Below are 18,021 nucleotides of genomic sequence, written 5' to 3'. Positions count from 1 at the left end.
AATTGCCCGCCGCCCCCACTCGCCCCAGGATGCCGCGCAACAGCCCAAGGGGGGAGAGGCGTATGTCCATGACGGTTCTGCAGGCGGAAGGTCTTTACGCGAACGATGCGGTGGAACGGGAAGTGCTGGGCCCGGATGTCCGAATCCTGCAGGCCGATACCGCCAACCTGGCGGAGCTTCCAGACGAGCTCTGCGCCGAGGTCGAGGGCCTGTTCATCTTCCGCCACTGGCTCCGGGCGGCCGATATCGCCCGCTTCCCGAAACTCCGCTGCGTCGTCCGGATGGGGGTGGGCTATGACCGGCTGGACCGCACAACCTTAGGGGGCCGCGGCGTCGCAGTTTGCAACCTGCCTGACTACGGTACAACCGAGGTCGCCGATCACGCCATCGCCCTCGCCTTGGCGCTCCGCCGGGGCCTTCTCCTGCATCACGAAGCCCAGCGCGCCGATCCCCCGGCACCCTGGACGCCGATTGACTCCCCTCTCATCCAACGCCCCTCGACCCGCTGCTTCGGGGTGCTCGGGCTGGGCCGGATCGGCACGGCGGTGGCGCTGCGCGCGAAGGCCTTCGGCTGGCGGGTCCTGTTCCACGATCCCTACCTGCCCAACGGCGTCGAACTGTCGCTGGGCATCCACCGTGCCCGCCGGATCGAGGAGCTTTTCGAGCAGGCGGATACCCTCTCCATCCATACGCCGCTGACCCGAACCACCCTGAATTTGGTGGATAACCGCCTGCTCCGGCTCATGCCGTCAGGTGCGGTGGTGGTGAACACCGCCCGCGGCCCCGTGCTGGACATCGACGCCCTCGAAGCCTGCTTGCGGGATGGCACGATCGCCGGCGCCGGGCTGGACGTGCTGCCCGAGGAACCGCCGCAGGAGCCGGTGCCGTCGCTGCTCCGCGCCTATCGCGAGCGGGCGCCCTGGCTGGCTGGCCGACTCATTGTCACGCCGCATAGTGCCTACCACTCGCCCGAGGCGCTGGAGGACATCCGCCGGAAGAGTGCGGAGACGATGCGGGATGTCCTGCTTCAGGGGCTCGGCACGAATGTCATCCCCGCAGATCACGAGTAGCTGAAAATATCCTTAGAAAAGATTAGGATCAATCTCTCTCGTCGAGACACAATCCAATATTTTCGCCAAACGACTAATGACGCTTTCGTGAGTACAACCGAAGCAGTCGCCTGGCTCTTCGCAACTGCGATATAGATTGCATGCCATTCTTGTTTTCATTTCGGAGGCGAGTCGGGTGCCGCGCGGCGACGATATACCCGTGATCGACCGCCGCCCGTCGGGTGGGCCGCCACATGTCGTTTTCGACGTGTCGCGCCTCCTCGCCTGCGGAACCAAGCCCGCGCCTTCGGGGATCGACCGGGTGGAGATGGCCTATGCCCGCCGCTGGGCCAGCCTTCCCGAAGGCCGCGTCACCTTTGTCGCGCGGGCGCTTTCCGGCGACTACGCCGCCCTGCCCTGGCAAGCGGTGGTGGGCCTTGTCGCCTCCCTCAGCCAGGCCTGGGAACATAGCGAATCCACGGGTCAGGCCGCCCGCCGCGCGCGGCGCCTCTCCGTCGCCCTGCGTTGGCGCACTATGGCCGGCGTCGGCCAACGTGAACTCGCCCGCCGGCTGAAGAAGCCGGGGCCAAAGGCCTTCCTCCTCGTCTCCCACCGGGCGCTCAAGCGGGAACGGCCGATCCAGGCCATGCGGGACGCGGGCTGCGCCTTCGTGCCGCTGATCCATGACCCGATCCCCGCCACCCATCCCGAATATGCCCGCCCCGGCCAGGCGGACCTGCATCTTCGGCGAATCAGCACCACCGCCGCCCTGGCCGACGCCATCATCGTCAACTCGGCCCATACGGAGGCGGCGCTCCGCCCGCATCTCAGCAACCGCAGCACTCCGCCCCAGGTCCTGGTGGCGCCGCTGGGCGTCGAGCCGCCGCCCGCCCCCGTGCAGGCCCTGCCGACGGAGCCCTATTTCGTCGTGCTCGGCACCATCGAGCCGCGCAAGAACCACCTCCTGCTCTTCCATCTCTGGCGCGACATGGCCACGCGGCTGGGCAGCCGGACCCCACATCTCCTCGTCGTCGGCCGCCGTGGCTGGGAGAACGAGAACGTGGTCGATATCCTCGACCGCTGCGACGCCGTGCGCGGCGCGGTGCGCGAAGTCGGCCAGGTGCCGGACCGCGAAGTGTGGAGAATCCTCCGCGGCGCCCGCGCCCTCCTGTTCCCCTCCTCCGCGGAGGGGTACGGCCTGCCCCTGGCGGAGGCCCTGACCCTCGGCGTTCCGGCGATCTGCTCCGATATTCCAGCGCTGCGCGAGGTCGGGGGCCAGGTTCCGGATTATCTCGACCCGCTGGACGGCATCGCCTGGCGCAACGCCATCCTCGACTATGCGGAGCCTCGCAGCACAGGCCGCGCGGCGCAGGTCGAGCGCCTCGCCCATTGGCGCGCGCCGCGCTGGGAACACCATTTCCTGCAGGTGGACGAGCTGCTGGACAAGGTCACCAGCAGGGCGGCTTCCTCCTCGGTCCGGGTCATGCTCCAGGGCTGGATGCAATCCCGTTTCGCCCGCCGGGGCAGTGCCGCGACCTGACCGCGCTCCGGCCACAAAGCCTCCCATGAGCCAGTCCGGCACAAGGCGCACCCCTCCCCGTACACCGGACAGGGAGGCAGCCCCCGCCCTTTCCCCACTTTCCCAAGCAGCGGCCGTCCCGGCGCCGATCGCGATCGTGGGCGCAGCCTGCCGCTTCCCGGGCGCTCCGGATCTTGGCGCCTTCTGGTCGCTGCTCGAGGAAGGGCGGGACGCGGTCTCGACCTTGCCGGCAGACCGCTTCAACCAGGATTGGTTCCATCATCCGCGCCGTGGCGAGCCGGGGCGCTCCTACAGCTTCGCCGCCGGCCATCTGGGCGATGTCAGCGGCTTCGATTCCGGCCATTTCGGCCTTTCCCCGCGTGAGGCTGCGGAGGCGGACCCGCAGCAGCGCCTCCTGCTCGAAATAGCCGCCGAGGCCCTGGAGGATGCGGGCTGGCCCGCCGCCTCCGTCGCCGGGCGCCAGATCGGCGTCTTCGTCGGCGGCTCCTCCACCGACTATGCCGAGTTGCGCCTCTCCAACCCCGCCGGGGCCGATCGCTTCTTCATGACCGGCAACACCCTCTCCATCCTGGGGAACCGGATCACCAATGTCTTCGATCTGCGCGGCGGGGCGCAGACGATCGACACCGCCTGCTCATCCTCTCTCGTCGCCCTGTCCCTCGCCGTGGATGCGTTGCGGGCCGGGCGAGTGGAGGCGGCGTTAGTGGGCGGCGTCCAACTTCTCCTCTCGCCCTATGCCTTCACCGGCTTCTCCCGCGCCTCGATGCTCTCCCCCACCGGGCGCTGCCATGTCTTCTCGGCGGCAGCGGATGGCTATGTGCGCGGCGAGGGTGCGGGGATGGTCATCCTCAAGCCGCTCGATGCCGCACTGGCGGCGGGAGATGCGGTCCGGGGCGTGATCCTGGCCGCCGGGGTGAATGCCGTGGGCCGCTCCATCGGCCTCTCCCTGCCCGACCCCCAGGCCCAGGCCGCGCTGCTGCGGGGCGTGCTGGCCGCGGCAGGCCTGCCTGCCAGCCGCATCACCTATTTCGAGGCCCATGGCACCGGCACCCAGGCCGGCGATCCGATCGAGGCCTGGGCCATCGGCAGGGCCCTGGCCGATGCGGAAACCGGCCGCAAGGCGCCGCTGCCCGTCGGCTCGGTCAAATCGAATATCGGCCATCTGGAGACCGCCTCCGGCATGGCCGGGCTCATCAAGGCTCTGCTGATGCTGGAGAAGCGGGTGATCCCGCCCAACCTGCATTTCGGCGAGCCCAATCCGCGGATCGACTTCGACGCGCTTCGCATCCGCGTGCCCACCGAAGCGGAGCCGCTGCCGGGCGAGGATCCCGTCATCGGGGTGAATTCCTTCGGCTTCGGCGGCACCAACGCCTCCCTCCTCCTCGCCGCCCCGCCTGCCTCCCCGCAGGCCGCACCTGACGAAGGAGCGAAGGCCGCGCCGGCGACGCTGCCGCCCCTCATCCTCTCCACCCGCTCCGCTGGCGCGCTGCCCCAAGCCGCCGCCGCCTGGTCCGCCGCCCTGCGCGCCAAACCCGGGCGCGCCCCGGCGCTGCTGCGCGGCCTCGCCCGCCATCGCGACCTCGCCTCCCACCGGCTGGTGCTGCGCGGCACCGATGCCACGGCCCTGGCCAACGGGCTGGATGCCTTCGCGGCGGGCGAGCCGGTAGGCGTGCAGGGCACCGCCCCGGCGTCCCGCAGCGGGGGCATCGCCTTCGTCTTCTCCGGCAACGGCTCCCAGTTCCCCGGAATGGCACGGGAGGCCATGGCGCAATCCCGCCCCTTCCGCGAGGCGGTGGAAGCGGCCGATGCGGAGCTCACCCCCCAGCTGGGCTGGTCCGTCGCCGCCGCCCTGGCCGATGGTCTGACCGCCGAGGCCCTTTCCGCCACCGAGATTGCCCAGCCCACCCTCTTCACCGTGCAGCACGGGCTGGTCACCGCCCTGGCCGGGGAAGGCATCGAGCCAAGCCTGGTCCTCGGCCATTCGGTCGGTGAGGTCGCGGCGGCGCTCGCCGCCGGCATGCTGGACCTGCCCAGCGCCGCCCGTCTCATCGTCGCCCGCTCCGCAGCGCAGGCGCGCACACGGGGCCGCGGCCGCATGGCCGCGTTCAACGTCACCGAGCCAGAGGCCACGCCTCTTCTCGCAGAATGCGGCCCGGGGCTGGAGATCGCCGCCCGCAACGCCCCGCGCGCCCTGACCATCGCTGGCCCCGCCGCCGCCATCGCGCGCCTCGCCGTGGCCGCGCGGCGCGACCGCCTGACCCTGATCGAGCTGGATCTCGACTACGCCTTCCACTCCGCCGCCATGGACGAGGTGGAGCAGGCGCTCATGGCCTCGCTGGACGGCTTGCGCCCCACCCCGCCCCGCCTGCCCTTCATCTCCACCGTAACCGGCGCCGTGCTGGCCGAGCCGGCGGACGCCGCTTATTGGTGGCGCAACCTACGCGCCTCGGTGCGCTTCGCCGATGCTGCGGCCGAGGCCGCGCGGCTCGGCGCAAGACTGGCGATCGAGATCGGCCCCAATCCAATTCTGCAATCCTACCTGCGGGAGGTATTGCGGGCAGCCAAGGCCGAGGCCCCGATCCTCGCCAGCCTCTCGAAGCGCGACAGCGCAGGCGATCCGATCCCCGTCATTGCCGATCGTGCCACGGCGCTGGGTGCCGATCCGCGCGGCGCCCCGTCCTTCGCCGGCCCCGCCCAGCGGCGCGGCCTGCCGCCCACCCCCTATCACCGCACCCGCCATTGGTTCCCGGCCACGCCGGAGGCGATGCGCCTGCACGACCCGGTACTGGACCACCCGCTGCTCGGCTTCCGGCGCGAGGCCAGGTGGTGACGGATGTCTTCGCCAACCGCCTGCCGCATTTCGACCGGCTGTGGAATGTGGAGGACGTGTTCAACCGCGCCCATAACCGCTTCAAATTCGGCCCGAAGATTGTGCCGCTGCGGCTGCCGCCGGGCCCGCCGGCCATCGCGCACTGGACCTATCCGCTGGCGCTGCGCATGCCCGGCGCGCGCAACGTCTACACCTTCCATGACCTAGTGCCGCTGCGCCTGCCCTTCACCACGCTGGACCAGAAGCGCCGCTACTTCCGCCTGTGCCGGATGCTGCTGGACCAGGCCGACCACATCGTGACGGTGAGCGAAGCCTCACGCCGCGACATTATTTCCCTCCTGGGCGCGGATCCGGAAAAGGTCACCAACACCTATCAGTCCGTGGAGCTGCCGCCGCATCTGGCGAACAAGCCGGAGGCGGTGGCGCGGGACGAGGTGCGGGGCGCCTTCGGCATGGGCTGGAAGGGCTATCACCTGTTCTTCGGCGCCATCGAGCCGAAGAAGAACCTGGGGCGGCTGATCGAGGCCTATCTCGCCTCCGGCGTGACCACCCCGCTGGTGATCCTGGGGAAACAGGCCTGGAAGTCCGATATCGAGCTGCAGCTCCTGGCCGCGAAGCATGTCCGCAGGACCCCGCCCCCACTTGGCGCGCGACTGAGGAAGGAAGCGAGTGGGCGGGTGATCCTGCTGGACTACGCACCCTTCCGCCTGCTCGTCTCGCTGATCCGGGGCGCGAAATCGGTGCTCTTCCCCTCCCTCTACGAGGGCTTCGGCCTGCCGGCGCTGGAGGCGATGAGCCTCGGGACGCCGGTGCTCACCTCCAACACCTCCTCCCTGCCCGAGGTGGTGGGGGACGCCGCGGTGAAGGTGAATCCCTACGATGTCCGCGCCATGGTGGAGGGCATTCGGGTGCTCGATGCCGACCATGAGCTGCGCGAGCACCTCTCCTGGGCCGGGCAGCGCCAGGCGGCGCTGTTCAGCGCGGCGGCCTATGAGCGGCGGCTGGCCGAGGTCTATGCCCGGCTGGGCGTGACGCTACAGCCCGGGACGCCGGAGGCGTCGCCCCCGGATTGAGGGGGCTTGGACTCCGCCCCCGCCCTTCGCTAACACCCCGCCAGACGCCTTGATGTCCCGCCTCGAAAGCCCCGTATGATGACCAACACCCTGCCCGACCGGCTCTCCACCGACCCCAACAGCCCCTTCTTCAACGCCGAGCTGCTCGAGCGCGGGGTGGGTATCCGCTTCAAGGGCGTGGAGAAGAATAATGTCGAGGAATACTGCGTCAGCGAGGGCTGGGTGCGGCTTTCCGTCGGCAAGGCGCTGGACCGCAAGGGCAAGCCGATGACCATGAAGCTCCAGGGCAAGGTCGAGCCCTATCTGCGCGAGGCCGCGGCGCCGGAAGTGGCCCAGGGCGAAACGCCGGAGGGCTGATGCGTCAGGCCGGCAGCCTCCCGGCCGCCGCCTTCCCTTGACGGGCCGCGCAGGGAACGCGGACGCTTCCTCCCCATGAGCCCGGGAAAGGGCCATGGGAGGAATGTCCATGAGTTCCACGACCCTGGCGGGCCACCAGCCTCGTTCCGGGCGCCGCGCGCTGCTCGGCACGGTCCTGCTGACCGCCGCCCCCGCCGCCGCGCAGGACTATCCGAGCCGCCCCATCCGGATCCTGGTGGGCTTCACCGCCGGCGGCAGCGCCGACATCATCGCCCGCGACATCGGGCAGCAGCTTTCCGCGGCCTGGGGCCAGCCGGTGGTGGTGGAGAACCGCAGCGGCGCCAACGGCACCATCGCCACCACCGCCATGATCGGATCGCCCCCCGACGGCTACACGCTGCTGCTGACGGTCTCATCCCATGTGACCAACCCGCGCCTCTATGCGGGCGTGACCTATGACCCGGTGCGCGATGTCTCGCCGGTCAGTCTCATCGCCTCCTCTCCGCTGGTCATCCTTGCCCATCCCGGTTTCGCGGCGGGCGACATCAAGGGGGCGATCGAAGCGGCGCGCGCCCGGCCGGGGGCCGTCACCTATTCCTCTCCCGGCATCGGCTCGGTCCAGCACCTGTCGATGGAGCTGATGAACAGTCTAGCCGGCATCCAGATGGTCCACGTGCCTTATCGCGGCGGCGCCAATGCGCTCACGGACCTGCTGAGCGGCCAGGTGCAGCTGAGCATTCTGTCGATCGTGCAGGCCCTGCCATTGATCCGCCAGGGGCAGGTGAAGGCGCTGGCCGTGACCACCACGGCGCGCTCCGAACAGCTGCCGCAGGTGCCCACCCTCGCCGAGGCCGGGGTGCAAGGCTATGATTCCTCCCTCTGGTTCGCCCTGCTCGCCCCGCCCCGCACACCCGGCCCGTTGGTCCACCGGCTGAATGCCGAGGTGACGCGGATGCTCAACGCCCGGGAGATGCGCGCCCGGCTGACGGCGCAGGGCGCCGACCCGATCGGCAGCAGCGAACAGGAGTTGGCCGAATTCCTGCGGAGCGAGGACGGCAAATGGGCGGAGGTCATCCGCCGGGCCAGCGTTCGGGCCGAATAGCGCCCCTGGGGAGGCGCTGCCTGCCTAGAGCGTCTCCTCCCAATGCTCGGCAAGCCAGGGCTCCAGCTCGGCGGGGCGGAGATCGATGCCGATGCCGGGGGCATCGGGGATGGCGACCGTGCCATCCTCGGCCACGGGATGGTCGCCGCGCAGCCGCCGCAAGGCGTACGGCGTGCGATCATATTCAAAGAACGGATAATTCCATGGCTCCCCAGCGCGGTGGGACGGTAGCACCGCCGTCAGCTGCAGCGAGGCATGGAAGTTCACCACCGTCCCAAAGACATGCGCCATGATCGGGATGCCGAAGGCTTCCCCCAGCGCCGCGACCCCCATCGCACTGGTGAAACCGCCGCAGACCGAAAGATCCGGCTGCAGGATATCGAAAGTCCGCTCGATCAGCGCGTCACGGAAGGCCGGCAGGCCCGCCAGCGCCTCGCCGCCCGCGATGGCGGTCCGCATCAGCCCGGACAGCATCCGGTAGCCCGGCAAGTCGTCGGGGGCGAGCGGCTCCTCGATCCAGAGTAGCCCAACATCGCGCATCCGGTCGGCCGCCTCCAGCGCGGCCCGGGGCGTATAGCCGCGGTTCACGTCGATCATCAGCGCGACCTCCTCGCCCAGTTGGCGCCGCAAGCTGGAGACGATGGCCGCGTCGGCGCGCGGGGATAGTCCGCTGCGGAGCTTCAGCGCACGAAAACCCTCCCGCCGGTGCGCCTCGGCATCGGCGGGGACCTGGCGGTACGGATCGTCCCCCGGGCGCATGAAGGGGCCGCTGACATAGGCCGTGGCCCGGTCCCGCACCGCGCCACCCAGCAATGCGTGCAGCGGCACGCCCTCGATCTTGGCCCGCGCATCCCACAGGGCCATGTCCAACGCGCTGATCGCCATCATGGAGACACCACGCCGGTCGTAGTTCAGGGTTCCCAGCATAGCCCGGTGGAGCGGCAGGGTCGCCCGGGGGTCCTGCCCAAGCACGAGCGGGGCCAGCACCCGGCGCAGATAGGCCCCGACGGCATGGGGGGAGGAGGCATTCTCCCCCCATCCGGACACGCCCTGGTCCGTGACCACCTCGACCAGCACGGCGCTGCGGCGGCGCAGGACCTGCAAGGCATTGCCGAGCGGCTCCGGCATATCGCAGCTGACCTGATAGGCGCGCAGCGCGGTGATTCTCATGGACGGGTCCCCTTTTGTTTCTCCGACACTGCAATCCCCGCGACGGCTTGCCCATCCCCGGGCGCGGCCCCGCCCTGCCCGCCGGGCAGCAGCCAGTCGCTTGACCCCACCCGTGCCCCCTCCGCATATGGCGCCCATGCTTTTCCGGCTGCCCGGTGCGCGAATTCCCGGCCCGGTCCTCTTCTGAGGGCCGGGAGACACCGCCGCGCCTGCCCCCTTCGCCGCGCCGCCATGGGCCGCGCGGCCCGAGACCCCGGACCGATCATGACCGACGCCCCCGCCTCCGATGCCCCGCCCGTGCAGGAGGCCCGCGACTACCGCAGCACCGTCTTCCTGCCGAAGACCCCCTTCCCCATGCGCGGCGACCTGCCGAAGCGCGAGCCCGCCACCCTCGCCCGCTGGGCGGCGCAGGACCTGCGCGGGCAGCTGCGCGAGCGTTCGCGTGGCCTGCCGCATTTCGTGCTGCATGACGGCCCGCCCTATGCGAACGGCCCGCTGCATATCGGCCACGCGCTGAACAAGATCCTGAAGGACGTGATCAACCGCGCCGCCCAGATGTCGGGGCGCGATGCCGATTACGTGCCGGGCTGGGACTGCCACGGCCTGCCGATCGAGTGGAAGGTCGAGGAGGAGTACCGCGCCAAGAAGCGCGACAAGGATTCCGTTCCCGTCCTCGAATTCCGCGCCGAATGCCGCGAATACGCGCGCCACTGGCTTGGCGTGCAGTCCGAGGAGTTCCAGCGCCTGGGCGTGCTCGGCGACTGGGAGAACCGCTATGCCACGATGGACTTCACCTCCGAGGCGGTGATCGTCGAGGAGATCGGCCGCTTCCTGATGAACGGCTCCCTCTATCGCGGCCTGCGCCCGGTGATGTGGAGCCCGGTCGAGAAGACCGCGCTGGCGGATGCCGAGATCGAGTACCACGACGTCACCAGCCCGACCCTGCATGCCGCCTTCCCGGTGGTGAAGACGAATGCGCCGGACCTGGAAGGCGCCCGCGTGCTGGCCTGGACCACCACGCCCTGGACCATCCCCGCAAACCGCGCTGTGGCCTATGGCGAGGAGATCGACTACGCGCTGGTGCATGTGGACGGCATCGCGGAAGGCTCGCTGCTCGCCACCGGCGATCGGCTGATCGTCGCCCTCTCCCTCCTTCCCAACTTCGAGAAGGAGGCGGGCCTCGCCGCCCACTCCATCCGCCGCGTGTTCAAGGGCAGCGAGTTCGCCGGCACGATCCTGGCCCATCCCCTGCGCGGCTGGCCCGCGGGCGAGGGCGCCTATGACCACGACGTGCCGATGCTGCCCGGTGACTTCGTCACGGCCGAGGCGGGCACGGGCTTCGTCCATATCGCACCCAGCCATGGCGAGGACGACTTCGCCCTCGGCCGCGCCCATGGCCTGCCGGTCCCGGAGATGGTGGCCGATGACGGCACCTACACCATCCAGGCCGCGGGCTTCACCGGCATCCATGTCTTCAAGGCGCAGGAACCCGTCTGGGCCGCGCTGGAAAGCATGGGCACGCTGGCCGCCAAGGGCAGCCTCAAGCACAGCTACCCGCATAGCTGGCGCAGCAAGAAGCCGGTGATCTTCCGCGCGACGCCGCAGTGGTTCATTGCGATGGACGATGAGAACCAGATCCGCGCCAAGGCGCTGGAGGCCATCGCCAACACGCATTTCGTGCCGGATCAGGGCCGCAACCGCATCGGCTCCATGGTTGCCGCGCGGCCGGACTGGTGCATCTCCCGCCAGCGCGCCTGGGGCGTGCCCATCGCCGTCTTCGTGGACAAGCGCACGGGCGAGGTCCTGCGCGATCCGATGGTGATGGCCCGCATCATCGGCGCCTTCCGCGAGGAGGGTGCGGATGCCTGGTACCAGCCCGGCGCCGCCGCCCGCTTCCTCGGCAACGACCGGAACCCGGATGACTACGAGCAGGTGATGGACATCGTGGACGTGTGGTTCGAGTCCGGCTCGACCCACGCCTTCTGCCTGCCCGACCACAACCTGCCCTTCCCGGCCGATCTCTATCTCGAAGGCTCGGACCAGCATCGCGGCTGGTTCCATTCCTCGCTGCTCGAATCCGTCGGCACGCGCGGCGTCGCGCCCTTCAAGGCGATCCTGACGCATGGCTTCGTGCTGGATGAGACCGGGCGGAAGATGTCGAAGTCGCTCGGCAACGTCACCGCCCCGCAGACGGTGATGAAGGACTATGGCGCCGACATCCTGCGGCTCTGGGTGATGAACTCGGACTTCGCGGACGACCTGCGCATCGGCAAGACCATCCTGGCGCAGCAGGCGGAACTGTATCGCCGCATCCGCAACACGCTGCGCTGGCTGCTCGGCAGCCTTGATGGCTTCACCGATGAGGAGAAGGTCCCTTACGGCGAACTGCCGGAGCTGGAGCGCTGGGTCCTGCACCGCGTGTCGCAGATCGACGCCCGCATCCGGCAGGCCGCGACGGATTACGACTGGTCCGGCGTGATGCCGGAGATCCACAATTTCTGTGCCTCCGACCTCTCCGCCTTCCTCTTCGACATCCGCAAGGACAGCCTCTACTGCGACCGTGCGGACGACCCGCGCCGCCGTGCCGCGCGCACGGTGCTGGATGTGCTGCACCGCTGCCTCTGCACCTGGCTCGCCCCCGTGCTGGTCTTCACCGCCGAGGAAGCCTGGCTCGCCCGCTTCGGCGAGGCGGCGGACAGCGTCCACCTCCAGACCTTCGTCGAGGTTCCGGCGGAATGGCGGGACGAGGCGCTCGCCGAGCGCTGGAGCCGCGTGCGGACCGTGCGCGGCCTCGTCACCGGCGCGCTGGAAAAGGCGCGGGCGGCCGGCACCATCGGCAGTTCCCTCCAGGCGGCGCCGGAACTTCATCTGGGCGCGGCGCAGGCCGACCTGTCCGACCTCCCCTGGGCCGAGCTCTGCATCACCTCCGACCTGACGCTCCTCGGCAGCCGGCCCGAGGGCGAGGGCGTGGAGGCCGAGGGAGAGACCGCCGTGCGCTTCGCCCCCGCCCCTGGCCAGAAATGCGACCGCTGCTGGCGGGTCCTGCCCGAGGTCGGGCGCAGCGCCGCCCATCCCACCCTCTGCCTGCGCTGCGAAGCGGCCGTCGCCTGATGGTCGCCCTCAACCTGCGGCGCGGGCTGGTCCTCGCCTTCCTGGTCCTGGTCGCCGACCAGGCCAGCAAGTGGTGGATCCTGCAGGTCCTGGATCTGCCGACCCGCCGCAACGTTCCGCTGCTAGGCGGCGGCGATTTCGGCCTGGACCTGACCATGGTCTGGAACCGCGGCGTCACCTTCGGCCTGCTCTCGGGCAGCGAGCCCTGGCACGCCTGGGCGCTGGCGGCGATGGCGGCGGCGATCGCGGCCTTCCTCGTGCGCTGGATGGCCAAGGCCGAGAATCGCCGCACCGCCCTGGCCCTGGGCGCCATCGTCGGCGGCGCGGTGGGCAATGTGATCGACCGGGCCCGTTTCGGCGCGGTGGTCGATTTCGTCGATGCCTATGCCTGGGGCTGGCACTGGTACGTCTTCAACGTGGCCGATGCCGCGATCGTCCTCGGGGTGGTCGTGCTGCTGTTCGAGGCTGTGACGGCGCGGGAAGCGCCGCAGGAGGCCTTATGACGAAACGTCTCCCGGCAAAGCCGCTGTTTCCGCTTCCCGCCCAGCCCTGCTAGAAGCGCCTGCCATGACCGCCCGCCCATACCTCCTGGCTTCCCTGCTGCTGGCCGCACCGGTGCTGAGCGCCTGTGGCGGCGACACGGCGAAGACCCTCGGCCTGACGCGCGACGCCCCGGACGAGTTCCAGGTGGTCACCCGCGCCCCCCTGGCCCTGCCGCCGACTATCGGCAACCTGCCCCCGCCCCGCCCCGGCGCTCAGCGCCCGCAGGAGCTGACGGCGCGCGAGCGCGGAGAGAGCACCCTCGCCCCCACCACGCTGCTCGGCGAAGGCCGGCAGGACCGCCCGTCGAGCGCCGAATCCGCGCTGCTCGCCCAGGCGAGCCAGGCTTCCGGGGCCACTGGCTCGGGCAACATTCGCCGCCAGGTGGATGAGGAGAGCCTGCGACTCGACCGCCCGCAGCGAAACCTGGTGGAGCGGATGATGTTCTGGCAGGAACCGCCCCGCCCCGGCACGGTGATCGACCCGACGAAGGAATCGCAGCGCCTGCGCGAGAATTCGGCCCTTGGCCGCTCGCCCGAGGAGGGCGAGACCCCGATCATCCAGCGGCGCCAGCGCGGGCTGCTCGAAGGACTGTTCTAGAAAGGTCGCCCGGATGGGATTTCATCGTCAGGATCCCGTCCGGCCATTCCCGCCGGTCGATTTTCATCCCACATATCGGGAATGCCTTCCCTGACCCGCCGCGCCGCGCTGGCGACCGCCGCCGCCGTGCCAGCCGTCCTGGCCACGCGTGCGCCAGCCGCGCCGCCGCCTTCCGCCCCCGCCATCGCCGCCCCGCCGCCGATCCCGCCCGGCCGCCCGCTCTTTGGCGCCACGCTCTGGCGCATGCCCAACGGGCTTCGCGTCGCCTATGTCGGCACGCGCGGCGCGCCCGTGGTGGCGCATTACCTGTTCTACGGCGTCGGCTCCGGGGATGACCCGGCCGGTCGGTCCGGCCTTGCCCATTTTCTCGAGCACCTGATGTTCAAGGGCAGTGCCCATGTGGCGGATGGCGAGTTCTCCCGCCGCGTGGCGCGGGAGGGTGGGCAAGACAACGCCTTCACCTCCCGCGACGTGACCGCCTACCACCAGACGGTGGAGGCGACCCGCCTGAAGCTGGTGGCGATGATGGAGGCCGACCGCCTCCGCGCGCCGCTGTTCCCCGCGGATGGCGTGGAACCCGAGCGCGCCGTGATCCTGGAGGAGCGCCGCCAGCGCACCGACAGCAATCCCCGCGCCCGCTTCCGCGAGGCCTATGAGGCCGCCATGTGGGGGGCCCAGCACTGGCGCGGCCGCCCGATCATCGGCTGGGCCGACGAGATCCGCGCCATCACCCGCCAGGACATGCTGGACTTCCACCAGCGCTGGTACACCCCCGGCAATGCCGTTCTGGTGGTGAACGGCGCCGTGGAGGAGGACGCGCTCCGGCGCGTGGTGGAGGACGAGTATGGTGGTATCGAAGGCCGCGAGGTGACGCCCCGCCGCCGCGCCGCGCCTTCCGACGCCCCGCTGCAATCGCGGCTGGTGCGGAACGATGCGGGGGTGCGGGAGGCGCAGATGCTGCGCTCCTGGATCGCCCCCTCGCTAACCTGGGGCCGCAACGACGCGGACCGCGAGCATGCCATCCCGCTGGAGGTGCTGGCCCATCTGCTCGGCGGCGGGCCGGGCTCGCGCCTGCACAAGGCGCTGGTGCAGTCTGGCTTGGCGGTCGGCGCGGGCGCCGGCTACGACAGCGATGATCTTGGGGCCAGCTCCTTCGGCCTCTACGTCACCCCGCGTGGCGACACGGCCCCGGCCAAGCTGGAGGCCGAGGTCGAGGACCAGATCTGCCGCCTGCTGGACCAGGGGGTGACCGAGGAGGAGGTTGCGCGCAGCAAGCGCCAGCTGACCGCCGGCGCCCTGATGTCGCTCGACGGGCTGGGCGCCGCGCCGCGCCTGCTCGGGGGCGCCCTGGCCATCGGCCTGCCCGCGGATGCGGTGGAGCAATGGCCCGCCCGTATCCGTGCCGTGACGCCAGAGGCCGTCATGGCCGCGGCTCGCTCCGTCTTCACCCATCCTTCCATGACCGGCTGGCTGCTGCCCGAGGGCGTGCGCGCACCATGAGCGACACCATCCCCAGCGGCTTCACCCTGCCCGTGCAGGTGGTGGAGGCGGGCGGCGTGACCGCCTGGCTGGCCGAGGACCATGCCGTTCCGGTCGTTTCGCTCTCCTTCTCCGTTCCCGGCGGTGCCTCGCTCGATCCGGAGGGCCGGGAAGGCGCCGCGGCACTCGCCGCCGCGCTGCTGACCGAGGGCGCCGGCGACCTGACGGCCAACGCTTTCCAGGAGGCCGTGCGGGACGCCGCGATTTCCTTCTCCTTCTCGTCCGACCGGGACGAGTTCTCCGGTGGCTTCCGCTGCCTGACCGAGGCGCTGCCCGAGGCCGTCCGCCTCGCCCGCCTCGCCCTCTCCGCCCCCCGCATGGACCCGACCGACATGGAACGGGTCCGGGCCCGCGCCATTGCCGGCGCCCGCCAGGCGCTGGAGAACCCGCGCGGACAGGCCGGCCGCGCCTTCTGGGCCACCGCCCTGCCCGGCCCCTTCGGCCGCCCGCCCGGCGGCACGGCGGAAAGCCTCGCCAGCCTTCCCGGTGAATTGCTCAAGGGTGTGCCTGGGCGGCAGTTCCATCGCGCAGGCCTCCTGGTCGCCGCCTCCGGCGCCATCACCGCCGAGCAGCTGCGGGAGACCCTGGCGACGCTCTTCGGTGACTGGCCCGCGGGCGATCCCGCCGCCGTGCCGGTTCCGCCCGCCTTCGCTGCCCGCGGCGTGCAGGTGGTGAGGATGGAGAGCCCGCAATCCAGCGCCGTCTTCGGCCAGCCCGGCCTGGCGGTGGACGATCCCGATTGGGAAGCCGCCGGCGTGGTCATGCGCGTACTCGCGGGGGGCGGCTTCTCCTCGCGGCTGATGAATGCGGTGCGTGTGGAGCGCGGCCTCGCCTATGGCATCGGCGCCGGGGCGGAACCCGTCGCCGGCCGCAGCGTGATCATCGGCTCGGTCGCCACCGAGAACGCACGGATGGGCGAGACCCTGTCGGTGCTGCGCGCCGAATGGGCGCGCATGGCTGCCTCCGGACCCACGGATGCCGAGCGGGAGGAGGCGATCGCCTATCTCACCGGTAGCCAGCCCCTGTCCTTCACCTCCACCCGCCAGGTGGCCGGCATTCTGCTGGCCCTGCGGCGGAACAAGCGCCCGCTGGACTGGCTCGCCAACCGCCCCGCTCGCCTCGCCGCGCTTTCGCGCGAGAAGCTGGCGGAGGTGGCCGCGCGGGTGCTGCGGCCGGATGAGTTGGCGGTGACGGTGGCGGGAAAGCCGGAAGGCGTCTGAATCCCAGCTTCGTCAGCCGGGCGGGGCGACGGTCGCCTCGCCCTGGCCGCTGCGGGCCAGCGCATCGGCCACGAATCCCGACTCCTTCATGGCTTCCACGAAGCCGTGCAGGAGGGCGGCGCCGACGGGGCGACCCTTCGGCAGGGTCATGGCCTGCCGGATTTCCATGAACCGCCCCTCCAGCACCCGAAAGCCCGGCTGACCGGCCGCGGTTGCCACCAGGGGCTGCCGTACGCCGGCCACCACGTCCACCCTGCCATCGGTCAGGAGCGAGATCGCGTCCTTCAAGCCGGGCGCATGAACCAGCTTGGCGTGGCGCAGGCTGCGGCTGAGATGCAGATCATAGGCACTGTTCTTGCCCGCGGCGATCCGCACGCCCGGGCTGTCCACCGCCTCCACCGTGTCAAAGGCACTATCCGCCGGCACGAGATAGGTCCCCTCGATCACCACATAGGCCGCGGTGAAATCCAGCTTCGTCGCCCGCTCGGGGTCGATCGCCAGGAAGCCGACATCGCAGACCCCGTCCCGCAGGGCCGCGAAAGCCGCACCGGCCCTGTCGAAGGGATGCAGCTCCGCCTCGACCCCGATCTGCCGTGCCAGGGCGCGTGCCAGATCCGCGGAGACGCCACCCAGCTCCCCTGTCGCCGCATTCCTCTGGGCGAGCACGGGGTTGCCGAGATTGATCGTGGCCCGCAGCCGGCCGGTCGGGGCCAGATCGTGAAGGGCGTTGCGGGCTTGGCTCATCGGGCGCTCCTATCGGGCCTGCTGGAGGGCCCTGGCCTGCAAGATTGCCCATGCGGGCCGCGTTCCGGAAAGGGAGGTGGCTGCCCCGGCGCGAAGCACGCCATCCGGGGCGGACCGCCCTCAGTCCGCCCGCAACCCGCTCGCGGCGACAACCGGCGGCCAACGCTTCAACTCCGCCTGCAGATAGGCCGCCGTCTCGGCAGGCGAGCCCGGCCGCGCTTCCAGCCCCTGCTTGTTGAGTTGCACCACCACATTCGGGTCGGCGAGGGCCTTCCCCACCGCCGCGCTCACCACCTCGATGGATTCCTGCGGCGTCCCGCGCGGCGCCAGCAGCATGTAGTTGCTTTCGGCGCTGAAGCCGGGCAGGCCGCCTTCGCTGACGGTCGGAAAATCCGGCATAAGCCGCGAGCGCTTTGCCGTGGTCACCGCCAGCACGCGGATCTTGCCCGATTCCACATGCGGCATGGCCGGCGGGGTGGTGGAGAAGGTGAAGTCCAGCCGCCCCGCCAGCAGGTCCGCCATCAGCGGCCCGCCGCCGCGATAGGGCACGCCCACGGTCTGGATGCCCGCCATCTGGTTCAGCATCGAAGCCGCGAGCTGTCCCGTGGTGCCGACGCCGCTATACCCCCAGTTCAGCGTGCCCGGCGCCGCGCGCGCCGCTGCCAGCAGATCCGCCACGCTGCGCCAGGGCCGCTGCGCCGGCACCACCAGGATGGTGGAGGCCTCCACCAGCGTGGAGACGGGCACGAGATCGGCCATCGGGTCGAAGGGCATGCTCGGGTAGATGAGCGGGTTGATCACCATCGGCCCAATTGTGCCGAGCAGCAGCGTATAGCCATCGGGCGGAGAGCGGACGACCAGTTCAGTCGCGATGTTGCCGCCCGCGCCGGGCCGGTTGTCGATTACCACCGGCTGGCCCAGCACCTCGGACATGCGGGGCGCGATGGCGCGGATCGCCAGATCCGTTGCGCCGGCGGCGGTGAAGCCGACGACGATGCGCAGCGGGCGGTTGGGATAGGCCTGGGCCAGCGCGGCGCGGCCAGCCAGCAAGGCGGGCGCGGCCAGCAGAAGGCGGCGTGCGATCATGAGTTCCTCCGGTGTTCCCTTCCGCCGCCCTGGGGGGGCGGCGTGGGCGTTCTGCGTGAC

The 18,021-nt window shown here is 70.6% G+C and carries 14 protein-coding genes; 11 read left to right on the top strand and 3 right to left on the bottom strand.

Annotated elements, in window-relative coordinates; all coding sequences use genetic code 11:
- Positions 1 to 62: 62 nt before the first annotated feature.
- The 6 genes from GSE44_RS08295 to GSE44_RS08270 all read left to right on the top strand — a co-directional run bounded on the left by GSE44_RS08295 (position 63) and on the right by GSE44_RS08270 (position 7,951).
- Entirely contained in the window at positions 63 to 1,070 is a 1,008-nt protein-coding gene (locus GSE44_RS08295) for a C-terminal binding protein (protein WP_235924633.1), read from the top strand.
- 199 nt (positions 1,071 to 1,269) lie between these two features.
- Positions 1,270 to 2,589, top strand: coding sequence for a glycosyltransferase family 4 protein (locus GSE44_RS08290; RefSeq protein WP_235924632.1), 1,320 nt, complete (start codon positions 1,270 to 1,272; stop codon positions 2,587 to 2,589).
- Positions 2,590 to 2,725: 136 nt separating this feature from the next.
- Entirely contained in the window at positions 2,726 to 5,419 is a 2,694-nt protein-coding gene (locus tag GSE44_RS08285; protein ID WP_235924631.1) for a type I polyketide synthase, read from the top strand.
- Complete coding sequence (locus GSE44_RS08280; RefSeq protein WP_201305986.1) at positions 5,416 to 6,492, top strand: glycosyltransferase family 4 protein; 1,077 nt, start codon at positions 5,416 to 5,418, stop codon at positions 6,490 to 6,492. Before GSE44_RS08285 ends, GSE44_RS08280 begins: the two co-directional genes overlap by 4 nt.
- 78 nt (positions 6,493 to 6,570) lie before the next feature.
- Positions 6,571 to 6,849, top strand: coding sequence for a DUF3297 family protein (locus GSE44_RS08275; RefSeq protein ID WP_159348317.1), 279 nt, complete (start codon positions 6,571 to 6,573; stop codon positions 6,847 to 6,849).
- Between the two features lie 109 nt (positions 6,850 to 6,958).
- A complete protein-coding gene (locus tag GSE44_RS08270) occupies positions 6,959 to 7,951 on the top strand; it encodes a Bug family tripartite tricarboxylate transporter substrate binding protein (protein ID WP_159348316.1) in 993 nt (330 codons plus the stop codon).
- Positions 7,952 to 7,975: 24 nt separating this feature from the next.
- Here GSE44_RS08270 and GSE44_RS08265 read toward each other — a convergent pair whose 3' ends face one another.
- Entirely contained in the window at positions 7,976 to 9,121 is a 1,146-nt protein-coding gene (locus GSE44_RS08265; protein ID WP_159348315.1) for a mandelate racemase/muconate lactonizing enzyme family protein, read from the bottom strand.
- Between the two features lie 264 nt (positions 9,122 to 9,385).
- Here GSE44_RS08265 and ileS point away from each other — a divergent pair, with 264 nt between their 5' ends.
- The 5 genes from ileS (at position 9,386) to GSE44_RS08240 (ending at position 16,131) form a co-directional block, all read left to right on the top strand.
- Positions 9,386 to 12,232 carry an isoleucine--tRNA ligase gene (gene ileS, locus GSE44_RS08260; RefSeq protein ID WP_159348314.1) on the top strand — a complete coding sequence of 949 codons (2,847 nt, stop codon included), beginning with the start codon at positions 9,386 to 9,388 and terminating at the stop codon, positions 12,230 to 12,232.
- Positions 12,232 to 12,735 carry a signal peptidase II gene (gene lspA, locus GSE44_RS08255; RefSeq protein ID WP_159348313.1) on the top strand — a complete coding sequence of 168 codons (504 nt, stop codon included), beginning with the start codon at positions 12,232 to 12,234 and terminating at the stop codon, positions 12,733 to 12,735. The genes ileS and lspA overlap by 1 nt, the downstream gene beginning before the upstream one ends.
- A 64-nt stretch (positions 12,736 to 12,799) precedes the next feature.
- Positions 12,800 to 13,372, top strand: a complete 573-nt coding sequence (locus tag GSE44_RS08250; RefSeq protein ID WP_159348312.1) for a DUF3035 domain-containing protein — start codon at positions 12,800 to 12,802, stop codon at positions 13,370 to 13,372.
- Positions 13,373 to 13,453: 81 nt separating this feature from the next.
- Positions 13,454 to 14,872 carry a M16 family metallopeptidase gene (locus tag GSE44_RS08245; protein ID WP_159348311.1) on the top strand — a complete coding sequence of 473 codons (1,419 nt, stop codon included), beginning with the start codon at positions 13,454 to 13,456 and terminating at the stop codon, positions 14,870 to 14,872.
- The gene (locus GSE44_RS08240) at positions 14,869 to 16,131 is read left to right on the top strand and encodes a M16 family metallopeptidase (RefSeq protein WP_159348310.1); all 1,263 of its coding nucleotides are present in this window, start codon (positions 14,869 to 14,871) and stop codon (positions 16,129 to 16,131) included. The genes GSE44_RS08245 and GSE44_RS08240 overlap by 4 nt, the downstream gene beginning before the upstream one ends.
- A 12-nt stretch (positions 16,132 to 16,143) precedes the next feature.
- Here the strand turns inward: GSE44_RS08240 and GSE44_RS08235 are convergent, their stop codons facing one another.
- Both GSE44_RS08235 and GSE44_RS08230 read right to left on the bottom strand, forming a co-directional pair.
- Positions 16,144 to 16,875: a transporter substrate-binding domain-containing protein gene (locus GSE44_RS08235; RefSeq protein WP_159348309.1), complete on the bottom strand. Its 732-nt coding sequence runs from the start codon at positions 16,873 to 16,875 to the stop codon at positions 16,144 to 16,146.
- Positions 16,876 to 16,995: 120 nt separating this feature from the next.
- The gene (locus tag GSE44_RS08230) at positions 16,996 to 17,961 is read right to left on the bottom strand and encodes a Bug family tripartite tricarboxylate transporter substrate binding protein (RefSeq protein WP_159348308.1); all 966 of its coding nucleotides are present in this window, start codon (positions 17,959 to 17,961) and stop codon (positions 16,996 to 16,998) included.
- Between the last annotated feature and the right edge of the window lie 60 nt (positions 17,962 to 18,021).

The sequence above is a fragment of the Muricoccus harenae genome (assembly GCF_009848505.1).
GTDB classification, from domain to species: domain Bacteria; phylum Pseudomonadota; class Alphaproteobacteria; order Acetobacterales; family Acetobacteraceae; genus Roseomonas; species Roseomonas harenae.
Note: the sequence above shows the minus strand (reverse complement) of the source record. Positions and strands in the feature narration are given on the sequence as shown.

Coding starts and splice junctions, on each gene's coding strand:
- GSE44_RS08295 (WP_235924633.1), top strand. CDS start 63: ATGTCCATGACGGTTCTGCAGGCGGAAGGTCTTTACGCGAACGATGCG.
- lspA (WP_159348313.1), top strand. CDS start 12,232: ATGGTCGCCCTCAACCTGCGGCGCGGGCTGGTCCTCGCCTTCCTGGTC.
- GSE44_RS08275 (WP_159348317.1), top strand. CDS start 6,571: ATGACCAACACCCTGCCCGACCGGCTCTCCACCGACCCCAACAGCCCC.
- GSE44_RS08240 (WP_159348310.1), top strand. CDS start 14,869: ATGAGCGACACCATCCCCAGCGGCTTCACCCTGCCCGTGCAGGTGGTG.
- GSE44_RS08250 (WP_159348312.1), top strand. CDS start 12,800: ATGACCGCCCGCCCATACCTCCTGGCTTCCCTGCTGCTGGCCGCACCG.
- GSE44_RS08245 (WP_159348311.1), top strand. CDS start 13,454: ATGCCTTCCCTGACCCGCCGCGCCGCGCTGGCGACCGCCGCCGCCGTG.
- GSE44_RS08235 (WP_159348309.1), bottom strand. CDS start 16,875: ATGAGCCAAGCCCGCAACGCCCTTCACGATCTGGCCCCGACCGGCCGG.
- GSE44_RS08265 (WP_159348315.1), bottom strand. CDS start 9,121: ATGAGAATCACCGCGCTGCGCGCCTATCAGGTCAGCTGCGATATGCCG.
- GSE44_RS08270 (WP_159348316.1), top strand. CDS start 6,959: ATGAGTTCCACGACCCTGGCGGGCCACCAGCCTCGTTCCGGGCGCCGC.
- ileS (WP_159348314.1), top strand. CDS start 9,386: ATGACCGACGCCCCCGCCTCCGATGCCCCGCCCGTGCAGGAGGCCCGC.
- GSE44_RS08230 (WP_159348308.1), bottom strand. CDS start 17,961: ATGATCGCACGCCGCCTTCTGCTGGCCGCGCCCGCCTTGCTGGCTGGC.